The 12,254-nt window shown below is 73.7% G+C and carries 13 protein-coding genes; 9 read left to right on the forward strand and 4 right to left on the reverse strand.

Annotation, left to right across the window (positions count from 1 at the left end):
* Positions 1–57: 57 nt before the first annotated feature.
* Positions 58–717: a helix-turn-helix domain-containing protein gene (locus HNP84_RS16940; RefSeq protein WP_185050671.1), complete on the forward strand. Its 660-nt coding sequence runs from the start codon at positions 58–60 to the stop codon at positions 715–717.
* A gap of 527 nt (positions 718–1,244) precedes the next feature.
* Here HNP84_RS16940 and HNP84_RS16945 read toward each other — a convergent pair.
* Positions 1,245–1,913 (reverse strand): DUF998 domain-containing protein, encoded by a 669-nt coding sequence (locus HNP84_RS16945; RefSeq protein ID WP_185050672.1) that lies wholly within the window; start codon positions 1,911–1,913, stop codon positions 1,245–1,247.
* Positions 1,914–2,057: 144 nt separating this feature from the next.
* Between HNP84_RS16945 and HNP84_RS16950 the strand changes: the two genes are divergently transcribed.
* Entirely contained in the window at positions 2,058–2,375 is a 318-nt protein-coding gene (locus tag HNP84_RS16950) for a YciI family protein (RefSeq protein WP_246518214.1), read from the forward strand.
* Positions 2,376–2,451: 76 nt separating this feature from the next.
* Positions 2,452–4,497 carry a sigma-70 family RNA polymerase sigma factor gene (locus tag HNP84_RS16955; RefSeq protein ID WP_185050674.1) on the forward strand — a complete coding sequence of 682 codons (2,046 nt, stop codon included), beginning with the start codon at positions 2,452–2,454 and terminating at the stop codon, positions 4,495–4,497.
* 33 nt (positions 4,498–4,530) lie between these two features.
* Here HNP84_RS16955 and HNP84_RS16960 read toward each other — a convergent pair whose 3' ends face one another.
* The gene (locus HNP84_RS16960) at positions 4,531–5,175 is read right to left on the reverse strand and encodes a response regulator (RefSeq protein ID WP_185050675.1); all 645 of its coding nucleotides are present in this window, start codon (positions 5,173–5,175) and stop codon (positions 4,531–4,533) included.
* The gene (locus HNP84_RS56075; RefSeq protein WP_221336330.1) at positions 5,172–6,275 is read right to left on the reverse strand and encodes a sensor histidine kinase; all 1,104 of its coding nucleotides are present in this window, start codon (positions 6,273–6,275) and stop codon (positions 5,172–5,174) included. Before HNP84_RS56075 ends, HNP84_RS16960 begins: the two co-directional genes overlap by 4 nt.
* 112 nt (positions 6,276–6,387) lie before the next feature.
* Here HNP84_RS56075 and HNP84_RS16970 point away from each other — a divergent pair, with 112 nt between their 5' ends.
* Together HNP84_RS16970 and HNP84_RS16975 are read left to right on the forward strand one after the other, a co-directional pair.
* Positions 6,388–7,125, forward strand: a complete 738-nt coding sequence (locus HNP84_RS16970) for an ABC transporter ATP-binding protein (RefSeq protein ID WP_185050676.1) — start codon at positions 6,388–6,390, stop codon at positions 7,123–7,125.
* Entirely contained in the window at positions 7,122–7,889 is a 768-nt protein-coding gene (locus HNP84_RS16975; protein WP_185050677.1) for an ABC transporter permease, read from the forward strand. The genes HNP84_RS16970 and HNP84_RS16975 overlap by 4 nt, the downstream gene beginning before the upstream one ends.
* A gap of 62 nt (positions 7,890–7,951) precedes the next feature.
* Here the strand turns inward: HNP84_RS16975 and HNP84_RS16980 are convergent, their stop codons facing one another.
* Positions 7,952–8,335 (reverse strand): DUF6223 family protein, encoded by a 384-nt coding sequence (locus tag HNP84_RS16980; protein ID WP_185050678.1) that lies wholly within the window; start codon positions 8,333–8,335, stop codon positions 7,952–7,954.
* Positions 8,336–8,551: 216 nt separating this feature from the next.
* Between HNP84_RS16980 and HNP84_RS16985 the strand changes: the two genes are divergently transcribed.
* The 4 genes from HNP84_RS16985 (at position 8,552) to HNP84_RS17000 (ending at position 12,218) form a co-directional block, all read left to right on the forward strand.
* Entirely contained in the window at positions 8,552–9,676 is a 1,125-nt protein-coding gene (locus HNP84_RS16985) for a sensor histidine kinase (RefSeq protein ID WP_185050679.1), read from the forward strand.
* On the forward strand, positions 9,673–10,329 hold the full coding sequence (locus HNP84_RS16990) for a response regulator (protein WP_185050680.1): 657 nt from the start codon (positions 9,673–9,675) through the stop codon (positions 10,327–10,329). The genes HNP84_RS16985 and HNP84_RS16990 overlap by 4 nt, the downstream gene beginning before the upstream one ends.
* 114 nt (positions 10,330–10,443) lie before the next feature.
* Entirely contained in the window at positions 10,444–11,544 is a 1,101-nt protein-coding gene (locus HNP84_RS56080; RefSeq protein WP_185050681.1) for a sensor histidine kinase, read from the forward strand.
* On the forward strand, positions 11,541–12,218 hold the full coding sequence (locus HNP84_RS17000; protein WP_185050682.1) for a response regulator transcription factor: 678 nt from the start codon (positions 11,541–11,543) through the stop codon (positions 12,216–12,218). The genes HNP84_RS56080 and HNP84_RS17000 overlap by 4 nt, the downstream gene beginning before the upstream one ends.
* Positions 12,219–12,254 lie beyond the last annotated feature (36 nt).

Consider the following 12,254-nt stretch of genomic DNA (forward strand, 5'->3'; position numbering starts at 1 on the left):
GGGGAGACCCGTGGGGAAGGCCGGCCCTACCCGATCGTCGGAGTTAAAGTCGGCTTCATGTCAAGCACATCGCCCTCAGGGGGCACCGCCGTGGGGATCGGGGAGGCCGCGGCCCTGTACGACCTGGCGCCGTCCACGCTGCGCTGGTGGGAGAGACAGGGCGTGCTCACCCCGTCGGACCGCAACGGCGCCCAGCGGCTCTACCGCGAGGACGACCTGCGCCGCCTCGGCCTGGCCTACCTGTGCCGCGTCGTCGGCATGATGCCGCTGGAGGGCACGGCCGTCGTCACCTCCGGCAGGACCGACGTCGCGACGTGGCGGAACACCATCCGCGAGGAGATCGCCCGCCTGGAGGAACGCATCGAGCGCGCCTCGGCCGCGCGCGACTACCTCAGACACCTGCTGCAGTGCGAGGACGACGACATCACGCGATGCTCCCTGCTCGACGCCGAGCTCGCCACCCACACGCCCGTGGGCCGCGCCCGCCATCCGGACCTCGTCACCGCCGCCCGCGCGGCCCGCCGTTCGCGCGCCGCCGCGCCGCCCCGTGACGAAAAGCGCGACGGCCCGTGTGACGAAAACCCGGCCGTGCGGGTCTGCCCGGGGTGCGGCCGGCCGATCCCCCCGGCAACGCGAGGCCGGCCGCGCGCGTACTGCTCGCACGCCTGCCGCCAGCGCGCCTACCGCACCCGCCGCGGAACCGCGCCGACCGGTTGATGAACCCGGCCGCCGCGTGCCTGTCCTGGCCGGGACCGGGGCGCCGTCGCCGGTCCCGCCGACGCGTGCGGGGCAGGCCGTCGTCGCGTGACGGCCTGCCCCGGGGACGGCGTGCGGATCAGGTGGTCTGGGCGGCTTCCAGGTCGCGCGCCTGGGTGAGCCAGCCGGTGAACAGGGCCGGGTCGATGTCGCCGGGGCGCGGAGCTTGACCGAGGCCATCTCGCGGGTGCCGGGGACGAGGCGGCCGGAGGGGTCGGTGACGCGCAGGCCGCGCCAGAGTCCGAAGGTCAGGTGGCCCGGGTAGGACTTGATGAGGCAGACCGGGGAGGCGCCGGGCTTGTCGCCCAGGCTCCATACCGGGTGGCCGTGCCACAGCGCACCGGTGCCCGGCAGCACCTCCTCGATGAGCCGCACCAGGCGGCCGGCCATGTCGCGCTGGGCCTCGGGCAGGGAGGCGACGTACTCGTCGATGGTGGCGAACTTCGGCATGTCGGGGTTCCTTTCCGGTCGGGCGGTCGGTGGAGGGCTCACAGGGCGCGGAGGCAGCGGGCGGAGACCCAGGAGACCCAGAGCATGGCGGTGATGGCGCCGGCGGCCAGGGTCAGCGATCCGGCGGTGCCGCCGCTCATCGCCCAGACGTCGCCGAGCAGCAGCGCCGTGCCGGCGAGGTGGGAGGCCAGGGCGTGGCCGCGCCGGCCGGTACGGCGGAAGTGGTGGCCGAGCAGGTGGCAGGCGATGATCAGGGCGAGGAAGCTGATCGAGCCGGCGGCCATGTGGCCCAGGCCGTGCCAGCTCAGCGTCCCCGGCCCGGCCGGGGTGCCGGCGGGGAAGCCGTCGCCGGGGTCCATGACGAACACCCCGGCGGCGATCATGCCGATGCCGGTGACACGGACCAGCCGGGGCGCCCAGGCGCCGCCGGGGGTGCCGTGCAGGGCGCGGCGCAGCCCGGCCGCCCCCGCGATCATGAGCACGCCGGCGAGGACGAAGTTGGCGATCTGGAGCCAGCCCAGCGGGCCGTTGCTGAGCGCGCTGAGCGGATGGCGGGTGAGGTCGAAGCCCTCGCGGGTGGCGGCCTGGGCCAGGGACACCGCGGCCCACAACGGCCCGGAGACGGCCGCGCAGGCGAGCAGGGAGCGGGTGGCCGCCGGAGCCGGCGAGGCGGTGGCGGCGGGCGCGGGGGCGTGGATCGCGGTCATGAGGGGGCCTTTCTGCTCGGTTCGCTTCTCGCCCACACGTCGATCCGGCGATGTGACAGGGAATCACCGCGTTCCCTGTCGTATGCCAGGATCGACGCTTGGGCACAGCGACCGAGAAAGGGAACGATCGAGATGCGGTACCTGATGACCACGATTTCCACCGAGACCACCCCGGCCCCGGACGAGAGGCTGTACGCGGAGATGGGCGCGTTCATCGAGGAGATGACGGCCAAGGGCATCCTGCTGGCCACCGGCGGGCTGGAGCCGGGCGGCGTCCGGGTGACCTCGCAGGGGGATGAGATCACGGTGATGGACGGGCCGTTCACCGAGGCCAAGGAGGCCGTCGCCGGGTTCGCGCTGGTGGAGGTGCGCTCGAAGGAGGAGATGATCGAGCTCGCCCGCCGCTTCCGGAAGATCGTCGGTGACGGGGTGAGCGAGATCCGGCAGGTGTTCGGCCCCTGACGCCCACACGGCGCCGCCTCCGCCCGGTGGTCCTTCGAGTTGCCGCCGCGGTGGGGGCGGTGTTGTCATCGTTGCCGTGACCGACCTCCATGGCGCCATCGACGCGGTCTGGAAGCTGGAGTCCGCGAAGATCATCGCCGGGCTGACCCGGCTGGTGCGCGATGTCGGCCTGGCCGAGGAGCTGGCCCAGGACGCCCTGGTCGCCGCGATGGAGCAGTGGCCGGCCTCCGGCGTGCCGGACAATCCCGGGGCCTGGCTGATGACCATCGCCAGGCGCCGCGCCGTCGATCACATCCGGCGCGCCCAGCGGCAGGAGCGCGCCCACGAGCAGATCGCGCACGACCTGCGCCGAGACGGCCACGCCGGCCCTCAGGACGAGCATGGCGAGTATGAGGAGCAGGACGAGCAGGACGAGCACGACGAGCAGGACGACACCCTGCGGCTGATGTTCCTGTCCTGCCATCCGGTGCTGCCGGCGCAGGCACGCGTCGCGCTCACGCTCAAACTGCTGGGCGGGCTGAGCGCCGCGGAGATCGCGCGGGCGTTCCTGGTCACCGAGCAGACCATCGCCCGCCGCGTCGCCGAGGCCAAACGGACCCTGTCCGAGCACCGCGTACGGTTCGAGCTGCCCGGCCGCGAGCACACGGCCGAGCGGCTGTCGTCGGTGCTGGACGTCATCTACCTCATCTTCAACGAGGGGTACGCGGCGGCGTCCGGGGACGATCTGATGCGCCCCGGGCTGTGCCTGGAGGCGCTGCGGCTGGGCCACATGCTGGCCGGCCTGGCGCCGCACGAGGCCGAGGTGCACGGCCTGGTCGCGCTGATGGAGATCCAGGCGTCCCGCACGGCCGCGCGCACCGGCCCCTCCGGCGAGCCGATCCGGCTGCACGAGCAGAACCGGGGACGCTGGGACCAGTTGCGCATCCGCCGCGGCTTCACCGCGATGCTGCGCGCCCGCGAGGCCGGAGGCACGCCCGGCCCGTACGTGCTGCAGGCCGCCATCGCGGTGTGCCACGCCCAGGCGCGTACGGCCGAGGACACCGACTGGGCCCGCATCGCGACCCTCTACCAGGCCCTCGCCCGGCTGATGCCCACGCCGATCGTACGGCTGAACCAGGCCGTGGCGGTCTCGATGGCGCAGGGGCCGCAGGCGGGCCTGGAACTGGTCGAGGCCCTGACCGCCGACCCTTCGCTGCGGGACTACCACCTGCTCCCCAGCGTCCGCGGCGACATGCTGCTGCGGCTGGGACGTCACGACGAGGCCAGGCTGGAGTTCCAGCGTGCGGCCTCCCTCGCCGCCAACGCCGCCGAACGGGCCTTTCTCCTGCGCCGTGTCGACGAGATCGCCGCCGAGGAGCCCGCGGGCGCCACCCTGGGCCAGGCCGTGCGCGACTTCCTCGGCCGCCGGGACCTGGACCCCCAGACGCTGCGCTCGTACGGCCAGACGCTGCGGCGCCTGTGCCGGTCCCTGGGCGAGGCGACTCCGCTGGCACGCGTCACCGCCGAGCAGGTGACCCGTGTGGTCACCGCGGCATGGGGCCGGGCGGCTGTGAAGACCTGGAACCGGCACCTGTCCGCCCTCCGCTCCTTCAGCGCCTGGGCCGGCCTGGAGGACCTGACCGCGCAGCTCCAGCGCCGCCCCGACACGCCCGCCACGGCCGAGCCCATCGGCCCGGCGCGGCTGGACCTGCTGTGGAGCCGTGCCGACCTGCCGCTGCGCGAACGCACCCTGTGGCGGCTGCTGCACGAGTCCGGGGCGCCGGTGAGCGCCGTCCTGTCGCTGAACGTCGAGGACATCGACCTCGACGACCGCCGGGCCCGCGCCGGCCGCACCTGGGTGACCTGGCGCTCCCAGACCGCGCTGCTGCTGCCCGCCCTGATCGCCGGCCGGACCCGCGGGCCGCTGTTCCTGTCCGACCGGCGTCCCGGCCCCGCCCGCACCCCGGCCGACGGCGACCTGTGCCCGCACACCGGCCGCCGCCGCCTGTCCTACGAGCGTGCCGAGTACCTGTTCAAGCAGGCCACCCGCCACCTGGACCCGTCGGGCAACGGCTACACGCTCCGCCGGCTCAAACCCCGCGACGTCCCGCCGGGGGAGCTGGACGACGCCGTCCGGGCATAGCGCCCCCGACCGGCGAGATCAGGCCCGGGGCCCTCAGGGGAGGATGCCCTCGTGCAGGGCGCGCAGGACGGCGTTGGTGCGGTCGCGCGCGCCGAGCTTGAGCAGGATCGCGGACACGTGGTTCTTCACCGTGCCCTCGGCCAGGAACAGCGCCCCGGCGATCTCGCGGTTGCTGTACCCCTCCGCCACCAGCCGCAGCACCTCCAGCTCGCGTTCGGTGAGCTCCTGTTTCGGCAGCGCGCCGGTCCCGGCCGGCGGCGGGCCGGAGCGGATGGCGCGCAGCAGCCGGTCGGTGATCGAGGGCGCGATGAGCGTGCCGCCGTCGGCCAGGGTGCGCACCGCCCGGGTCAGTTGCTCCAGGGTCACGTCCTTGAGGAGATAGCCGCGCGCGCCCGCCCGCAGCGCCTCCAGGACGAGCGCGTCGTCGTTGAAGGTCGTCAGCACCAGGACCGGCGTCTCGACGCCGCGCTCCCGCAGGCGCCGGAGCGTCCAGATGCCGTCGTACCGGGGCATTCGCAGATCCAGCAGGACCACGTCCGGCCCGGCCGCCGCGATGACGTCGAGCGCCGCCCGCCCGTCGCCGGCCTCGCCCACGACCTCGACCTCGGCGACCTCCAGCAGGCTGCGGATCCCCTGACGGACGAGCGTCTGGTCATCGACCACCACGACCCGGGTCACGACGCCGGCGCCCGGGCGATGACCTGGAAGCCCTTCCGGCCGTCGATGCTCACATCGCCGCCGAGCGCCTCGAACCGCTCCACGAGCCCGCTCAGCCCGTTGCCGAGCACCGGGGCGACCGCGCCGCGGCCGTCGTCGGTGGCGGTCAGGCGCACCCCGTCGCCGTCGGGCGCGATGTCGATCCACAGCTCCCGCGCTTCGGCGTGCCGGATCGTGTTGGTGACGACCTCCTGTACGGCCCGTACGAGCGCGACGGTCTGCTCCTCACCCACCCGTACCTCGGGCGCGACCTCGATCGACACCTCAAGGCCGGGCAGATCGCGCACGATCCGGCGCAGGGCCGCCGTGAGGTCGGGGGACTCGGTCCGCATCCGCCCGACGGTGGCGCGCACGTCGGCCAGCAGGTCGCGGGCCACCTGGCCGGCCCGCTCGACATGCTCCCGGGCCCGCTCCCCGTCACGGTGACGCGCCGCCTCCAGCTCCAGGGCGAGCACCGTGAGCTGATGGCCGATGAGGTCGTGCAGGTCGCGGGAGATCCGCAGCCGCTCGGCGGTGCGCGCCGACTCCGACAGCAGCACGCTCGCCGCCTGCAGCTCGACGTGCGCCTCGGTCAGCTTCCGCCGCATCCGCTTCTCCCGCTCGATCGCCAGCGAGCTCAGCAGCGTCGCCACCTGGATCAGCGCGTAGAAGCCGGTGACGAGGGCCACGTCGGGGGCGCCGCCTCCCGCCCGCAGCATGACCAGGACGAGCACCACGGTGTTGAGCGCCACCACGGCCAGGCCCGCCCACACGGGCACGGCGTACGCGCTCACCGCGGCGGCGACCACCAGCAGGACGGGCAGGAGCCCCGGCTGCGCCGCGGACGCCACCACCGCCCACGCGGCCACGACCGCCGCCGCGAGCGCCGAATGCCGGACCCATCGCGGACGGCCCGAGCCGCCCACGACGACGGTCGCGACGACGAACACCGCGAGCAGCGCGATCCACCATGGCCGGGGGATGGACACCTCGATCGTGCCGAGTATGACCGGGCCGCCGACCACGGCCGACACGACGAACATCGCCAGGCCCGACCATTCCTCCGGCCCGAGTCGACGCATCGCACCACGATAACCCAGGGCGGATCGCCGCCTCGGGTGCCGGAAGTCATGGGTGGAGCGCCTGACCTCCGGCACAGGCGGGCGCCCCGCCGGGCTGCCTACCGTCGTGCCCATGGAAGACGAATCAGCGGCGGTCGTCGCGCGGAACCTCGGCAAACGCTACGGCGGCACGGTCGCGGTGGACGACGTGAGCCTGCGTGTCGAGACGGGGGAGATCCTCGGCATCCTCGGCGCCAACGGCGCGGGCAAGACCACCACGGTGGAGATGATCGCGGGGCTGCGCAGGCCCGACAGGGGACACGTCCGCGTGCTCGGCCTCGATCCCCGGCGCGAGCGTGCGAAAGTCCGTCAGGTGCTCGGAATCCAGCTCCAGCAGGCCTCTTTGCACCATGCGCTGACCGTGCGCGAGCTCATCGAGATGTTCGCCGCCTTCTACCCGGACCCGAGACCCGCCGGGGAGCTCTTGGAGTTCGTCGGGCTGACCTCGCAGCGCGCGACCCGCTTCGAGAAGCTCTCCGGCGGCCAGCAGCAACGGCTGTCCATCGCGCTGGCCCTCATCGGGCGTCCCCGGGTCGCGATCCTCGACGAGCTGACGACCGGGCTGGACCCGCGAGCGCGCCGGCAGGTGTGGGCCATGATCGAGCGCCTCCGCGACGAGGAGGTCACGGTCATCCTCGTGTCGCACGCGATGGAGGAGGTGGAACGGCTCTGCCATCGCGTCGCCCTTCTCGACGGCGGTCGCCTGACGGCGCTCGACACACCCGCCGGGCTGGTCGCCCGCGCGGGAGCCGGAAACCTCGACGAGGCGTTCGTCGCCCTGTCCGGGAAGGAACCGGAGGAACCCGCATGAGCTCCGCGATCGTCGCCCGCAGCCCCGGCCCCTGCGCGTGGCTGACCCTGATCCGGTGCGAGGCCAAGATGGTCGTCCGCGACACGGCCGGCCTCGTCGTGCCCATCGGGCTGCCGCTGCTGATCCTCGTGATGAACGCCGCGGCGGCCGGCGAGCAGGTCGTGGTCAACGGCCGCACCGCCCTGGACGTCCACGTCCTCCCGCTGGTGTTCACCGTTGTGCCGGCCACCATAGGCGTCGTCAACATGCCCAGCTTCGTGGCCTACTACCGGCGCGCGGGGATCCTGCGCCGGCTCTCGGTCACGCCGGCCTCGCCGGTCATGGTGCTGATCGCCCAGGCCGTGGTGAGCCTGATCCAGACGCTCATCGGCATCGGCGCGGCGTTCGCCGTGGCCCTGCTCGTGTTCGACGCCAACCTCCCGGTACGTCCCGCCGCGGCGATCGGCGCCGCGCTGCTCGCGACGGCGGCGATGTACGCCACCGGCATGATCGTCGCCGCGACGGCGCCCACCCCGAACGCGGCCGTGGCGATCGGGCTCGTGGCCTTCTTCGCTCTCGGCGCCCTGGGCGGCCTGTTCGGCGGGCGCGAGGCCCTGCCGGAGCCCTTGGCCGTTCTGGGCGAACGGCTCCCGTTCGGAGCCACCGTCGAGTGCGTGCAGGCCGCCTGGGCCGGCTCGGCGATCGACCCGGTCCACCTGGTGAGCCTCGCCGCGACGATCGTCCTCGGCGGCGTCATCTCGGCGGTGTTCTTCCGCTGGGACTGACCGGGGCCGGGCACGTACGGAAGGCGCGCGTGGCGCCCCGCCGGCCCGCGCCCCGCATCTGGTCAGCCGGTGCGGAGAGAGCGGGCCAGGGCCAGCCCGCCGAGGACCATGGCGATCAGCCCCGCCGCCAGGGCCATGAAGCCCCCGACTATTCCGTAGCCGGTGCCGGGACCGCCCTCGGCCGCGGCCACGACGAGCCCGCCGATGACCGCGCCGGCCAGTCCCGACGCCAGGGCCACGATGGCCCCCCTTCTCCCGGTGCCGGTACGACGCCGGGAGCGGGCCAGGGCCAGCCCGCCGATGACGATCCCGGCCAGCCCCAGCAGCGCGGCCACCAGGGACCACAGACGCCCGGTGGTCAAGGTGTACGCGCCGGCCGGTGCGGCGAGCCCGAGACCTCCGGGCAGGGCGGCTGCCGATGCGACGAGCAGGTGACGGACGGACATGAGGTGCTCCTTCTCGACGAGGACCCAGTGGCCCGATCCTGTCCGCCGGACCTGCCGCCGGTCGTCGTGCGGACGCAGTCGATTCGGCGCTGCCGCCGCCGCGGTATCCGGCTGCCGCGGACGCGGCAGGAGCCGCGAAGGTACCGCGCCCGCGGTAGGCGGCCGATCGTCCGTGCGCAGGAGCCGACCACGGGAGCACCCGGCTAGGGTGCACGCATGAGCAGGGGACGGATCGGTGTGCCGGCCGGTGTCAGAGACTGGGTCATCGCCGTCGGCGTGGCGGCGACCCTGCTGGTCACCGGGCTGTCCGGGCGGCACCCCGCCACGGACCTCGGCCTGCTCGGCTACGCGCTGCTGGTGGCCGGCGGCCTGGCCCTGGCCGCCGGCCGCCGGGCTCCGGTTCCCGTCCTGGCCGTCACCGGGCTGTGCGCGGTGGGTTACCAGGCGGCCGGTTTCGACGTGCCTGCCGTCGCGTTCCTGTTCGCGGTGTACGCCGCGATGCGGGCGGGACACCGCGTCGTCACGGTGGTGGTGAGCGTGATCATGCTGGCCGCGCTGCCGCTCGCGGCCCTGGCCTCCCTGCACGACGTGGGCGAGGCGTTCGCGCAGGCCCGGGGCGCCCTCGAACTGGCCTGGCTGGTCGCCGCCGGTGCGGCGGGTGAGGCGCTGCGGCAGGCCGAGCGGCGGGCGGACGAGGCCGAGCGCACCCGCGAGGAGGCCGCCCGGCGCCGCGCCGACGAGGAGCGGCTGCACATCGCCCGCGAGCTGCACGATTCGCTCACCCACCAGATCTCGATCATCAAGGTGCAGGCCGAGGCCGCCGTCCACGTGGCCCGCAGGCGAGGCGAACCGGTGCCGGAGGCCCTGCTGGCGATCCGTGAGGCCAGTCGTGAGGCGGCCCGGGAACTGCGGGCGACCCTGGAGGCGCTGCGCGACGACGAGAACCACCCCTCGCACGGGCTCGACCACGTCCCGGAGCTGGTGGAGCGGGCTCGCACCACCGGGCTGGACGCGAAGCTGACGATCGAGGGACAACGACATGAGGTGCCGGCCGCGGTGGACCGGACCGCTTACCGGATCGTTCAGGAGTCGTTGACCAACATCGCCCGCCACGCCGCCGCCGCGACGGCGTGGGTCCGGATCGACTACCGTCCCGAGGCCCTGGTCATACGGGTCGATGACGACGGCGAGGCCACGCCGGGCACCGCGCCGGTGCCCGGCGTCGGGCTGCTCGGGATGCGCGAACGCGTCACCGCCCTCGGCGGCCGCCTGCGGGCGGCGCCGCGCAGCGAGGGCGGCTTCTCCGTACTGGCCGAGCTTCCCGTGGACCGAACGTCATGATCCGTGTCCTGCTGGTGGACGACCAGCCGCTCATTCGCAGCGGGTTCCGCGCGCTGCTCGACCTCGAAGACGACATCGAGGTGGTGGCCGAGGCCGCCGACGGGAGGGAGGGCCTGGCGCTGGCCAGGGAGCTCCTGCCCGACATCGCGCTCATCGACATTCAGATGCCGGTCATCGACGGCATCGAGGCGACCCGGCGCATCGCCGCCGACCCGGCCCTGGCCGGGGTGCACGTCGTCATCCTGACGAACTACGGCTTGGACGAGTACGTCTTCAACGCGCTGCGCGCCGGTGCGGCCGGGTTCCTCGTCAAGGACATCGTGCCGGAGGACCTTCTGCACGCCGTACGCGTCGCCGCCCGGGGCGACGCCCTGCTCGCGCCGTCGATCACCCGCCGGCTGATCGACCGGTACGTCACCCAGCCGCGCACCACCGGCACGGGGCCGGCGGAACTGACCAACCGCGAACGCGAGGCCGTGGCCCTGGTCGCGCAGGGCCTGTCCAACGACCAGATCGCCGCCCGCATGGTGATCAGCCCGCTGACCGCGAAGACCCACATCAACCGGGCCATGACCAAGCTCCACGCCCGCGACCGCGCCCAGCTCGTGGTTTTCGCCTACGAATCCGGCCTGGTGACCCCGGGCAACTCCTGACCCTCACGGGTGGGGCATGCCGCGATCGCCGGGCACACCGTCCGACCGTGGGGAGATGGCGGGTATCACCGTGGGTGGATGTGCGCGGAACCGGGCTGTTCCTACGATGGGCGGGTGGTGGTGACTCCCCGCCGGCTGTTACCGGCCGGCCTCGGGCTGCTGACGCTGCTGGTCGGGTCGTCGTGGGCGCAGACGGTCGCGCGTGGCTGCGACCACCTCTGGCCGTTCGGCGGAGGCGTCGCCCTTGTCGTTCTCTGTCTGGTCATGGTGCGCACGACGCCGGGCCGTCCCGCCGAGGTGGCCGGTCTCCTGGCTCCCGCCGCCATCGCGGCGCTCACGGGGCTCGCGGTCAACAGCGTCGGCTGGTTCGTCCTGGTGCTCTACGTCGCGTTCGTCGCGCTGACCCAGCGGCTCTGGCCGGGCGTCGTCATGTGGCTCGCCTCGCTCTCCGTGGTGGTCGCGGCGGCGTTCGCCACGCCGGACCCCGGGTGGCCGAACTGGCTGGCCGCGCTGACGCTCGTGTTCTGGAGCGGCTGGGCCATGAGGTACCGCATCGAGGTGGGCGAGCGGTTGCACCGGGCGGAGAACGCCGCCACCGCTGCCGCCGCCCTGGCCGAGCGGCAGCGGCTCGCCGCCGATCTCCACGACATCGTCGCGCACACCCTCGCCGTCACGGTGCTGCATCTGGGCGGAGTACGGCTGGCGCTCCAGCACGATCCCAAGGAGGCGGCGGCGGGGATCGCGGAGGCCGAGCGCCTGGCCCGGCAGAGCATGGCCGAACTGCGCACGGTCGTCCGGGTCCTCGCCGAGGAAGGCTCCGATCCCGCCGTGGTCGCTCCCCAGCCCACCGCGCCCCGGCTTCCCGAGCTTTTCGAGGAATACCGGACGGCGGGTCTGGAGCTGAAGTCCAGCGTTGACGGAGAGCTGTCGGCGGTGAGCCCGACGAACGGCATGGTGCTCTACCGGCTGGTGCAGGAGACCCTGGCCAACGCGAGCCGCCACGCTCCGCGGTGTTCGGTCGAGGTCCGGCTGCGCATATCGGACGAAGGCGCCGTGCGGGCCACGGTCACCAATCCACTGCCCGACCGCCTGCCACGGCACAATGGCGGCATGGGACTTCGCGCCATGGCCGACAGGGTGCGCATGGTCGGCGGCCACGTCACCGCCGGCCCCGAGGACGATCGGTGGGTCGTGCGGACGGAACTGCCGGCATGATCTCCGTGGTGCTCGTCGATGACCAGGAACTCGCCAGGGCCGGACTGCGCACGATCCTGCGCGAGCCGTACGGATTCGAGGTGGTCGGCGAGGCGGCCGACGGCCAGGCCGCGCTGGCGGAGGTCGCACGGGCCCGGCCCGACGCCGTGGTCATGGACGTCCGCATGCCGCGCATGGACGGGGTCGAGGCCACCCGCGCCCTGCTCGCCGCGGATCCGGCGACCCGCATCCTGGTGCTCACCACCTTCGGCGAAGATGGCGTTCTCGCGGCGGCGCTGCGGGCCGGCGCGTCGGGGTTCTGCCTCAAGGACGCACCGGCCGAGGACATCCAGCGTGCCGTCCGGGCGGTCGCCGCAGGTGACGGCTGGCTGGATCCCGCCGTCTGCGGGCGGGTCCTGCGACGCTACCGCACCGATCCGGTGACCGACCCCGACGCGGTCCGGCGGCTCGGCGACCTCACCTCGCGCGAGCTCGACGTGCTCAGGCTCATCGGCCGGGGGCTCACCAACGCCGAGATCGCCCGTCATCTCGTGGTCGGCGAGGGCACGATCAAGACTCACGTCGGCCGGATCTTCACCAAGCTGGGGGTGCGCGACCGGGCCGCCGCGGTCGTCTTCGCGTTCGATCACGGCGTGGTCCACCCCGGGGAGCCGTCGCCTATGCCTGGGGTCTGACCCCACGTTCTGCTCCTGGCCAGACGACAGGCCGGG

It is taken from the genome of Thermocatellispora tengchongensis (assembly GCF_014202315.1).
Taxonomy (GTDB): domain Bacteria; phylum Actinomycetota; class Actinomycetes; order Streptosporangiales; family Streptosporangiaceae; genus Thermocatellispora; species Thermocatellispora tengchongensis.

What these genes read in the sequence shown, in the direction of transcription:
- HNP84_RS16940 (WP_185050671.1), top strand. Translation starts at nt 58, where the DNA reads ATGTCAAGCACATCGCCCTCAGGGGGCACCGCCGTGGGGATCGGGGAG.
- HNP84_RS16945 (WP_185050672.1), bottom strand. Translation starts at nt 1,913, where the DNA reads ATGACCGCGATCCACGCCCCCGCGCCCGCCGCCACCGCCTCGCCGGCT.
- HNP84_RS16950 (WP_246518214.1), top strand. Translation starts at nt 2,058, where the DNA reads ATGACCACGATTTCCACCGAGACCACCCCGGCCCCGGACGAGAGGCTG.
- HNP84_RS56075 (WP_221336330.1), bottom strand. Translation starts at nt 6,275, where the DNA reads ATGCGTCGACTCGGGCCGGAGGAATGGTCGGGCCTGGCGATGTTCGTC.
- HNP84_RS16970 (WP_185050676.1), top strand. Translation starts at nt 6,388, where the DNA reads ATGGAAGACGAATCAGCGGCGGTCGTCGCGCGGAACCTCGGCAAACGC.
- HNP84_RS16975 (WP_185050677.1), top strand. Translation starts at nt 7,122, where the DNA reads ATGAGCTCCGCGATCGTCGCCCGCAGCCCCGGCCCCTGCGCGTGGCTG.
- HNP84_RS16980 (WP_185050678.1), bottom strand. Translation starts at nt 8,335, where the DNA reads ATGTCCGTCCGTCACCTGCTCGTCGCATCGGCAGCCGCCCTGCCCGGA.
- HNP84_RS16985 (WP_185050679.1), top strand. Translation starts at nt 8,552, where the DNA reads ATGAGCAGGGGACGGATCGGTGTGCCGGCCGGTGTCAGAGACTGGGTC.
- HNP84_RS16990 (WP_185050680.1), top strand. Translation starts at nt 9,673, where the DNA reads ATGATCCGTGTCCTGCTGGTGGACGACCAGCCGCTCATTCGCAGCGGG.
- HNP84_RS17000 (WP_185050682.1), top strand. Translation starts at nt 11,541, where the DNA reads ATGATCTCCGTGGTGCTCGTCGATGACCAGGAACTCGCCAGGGCCGGA.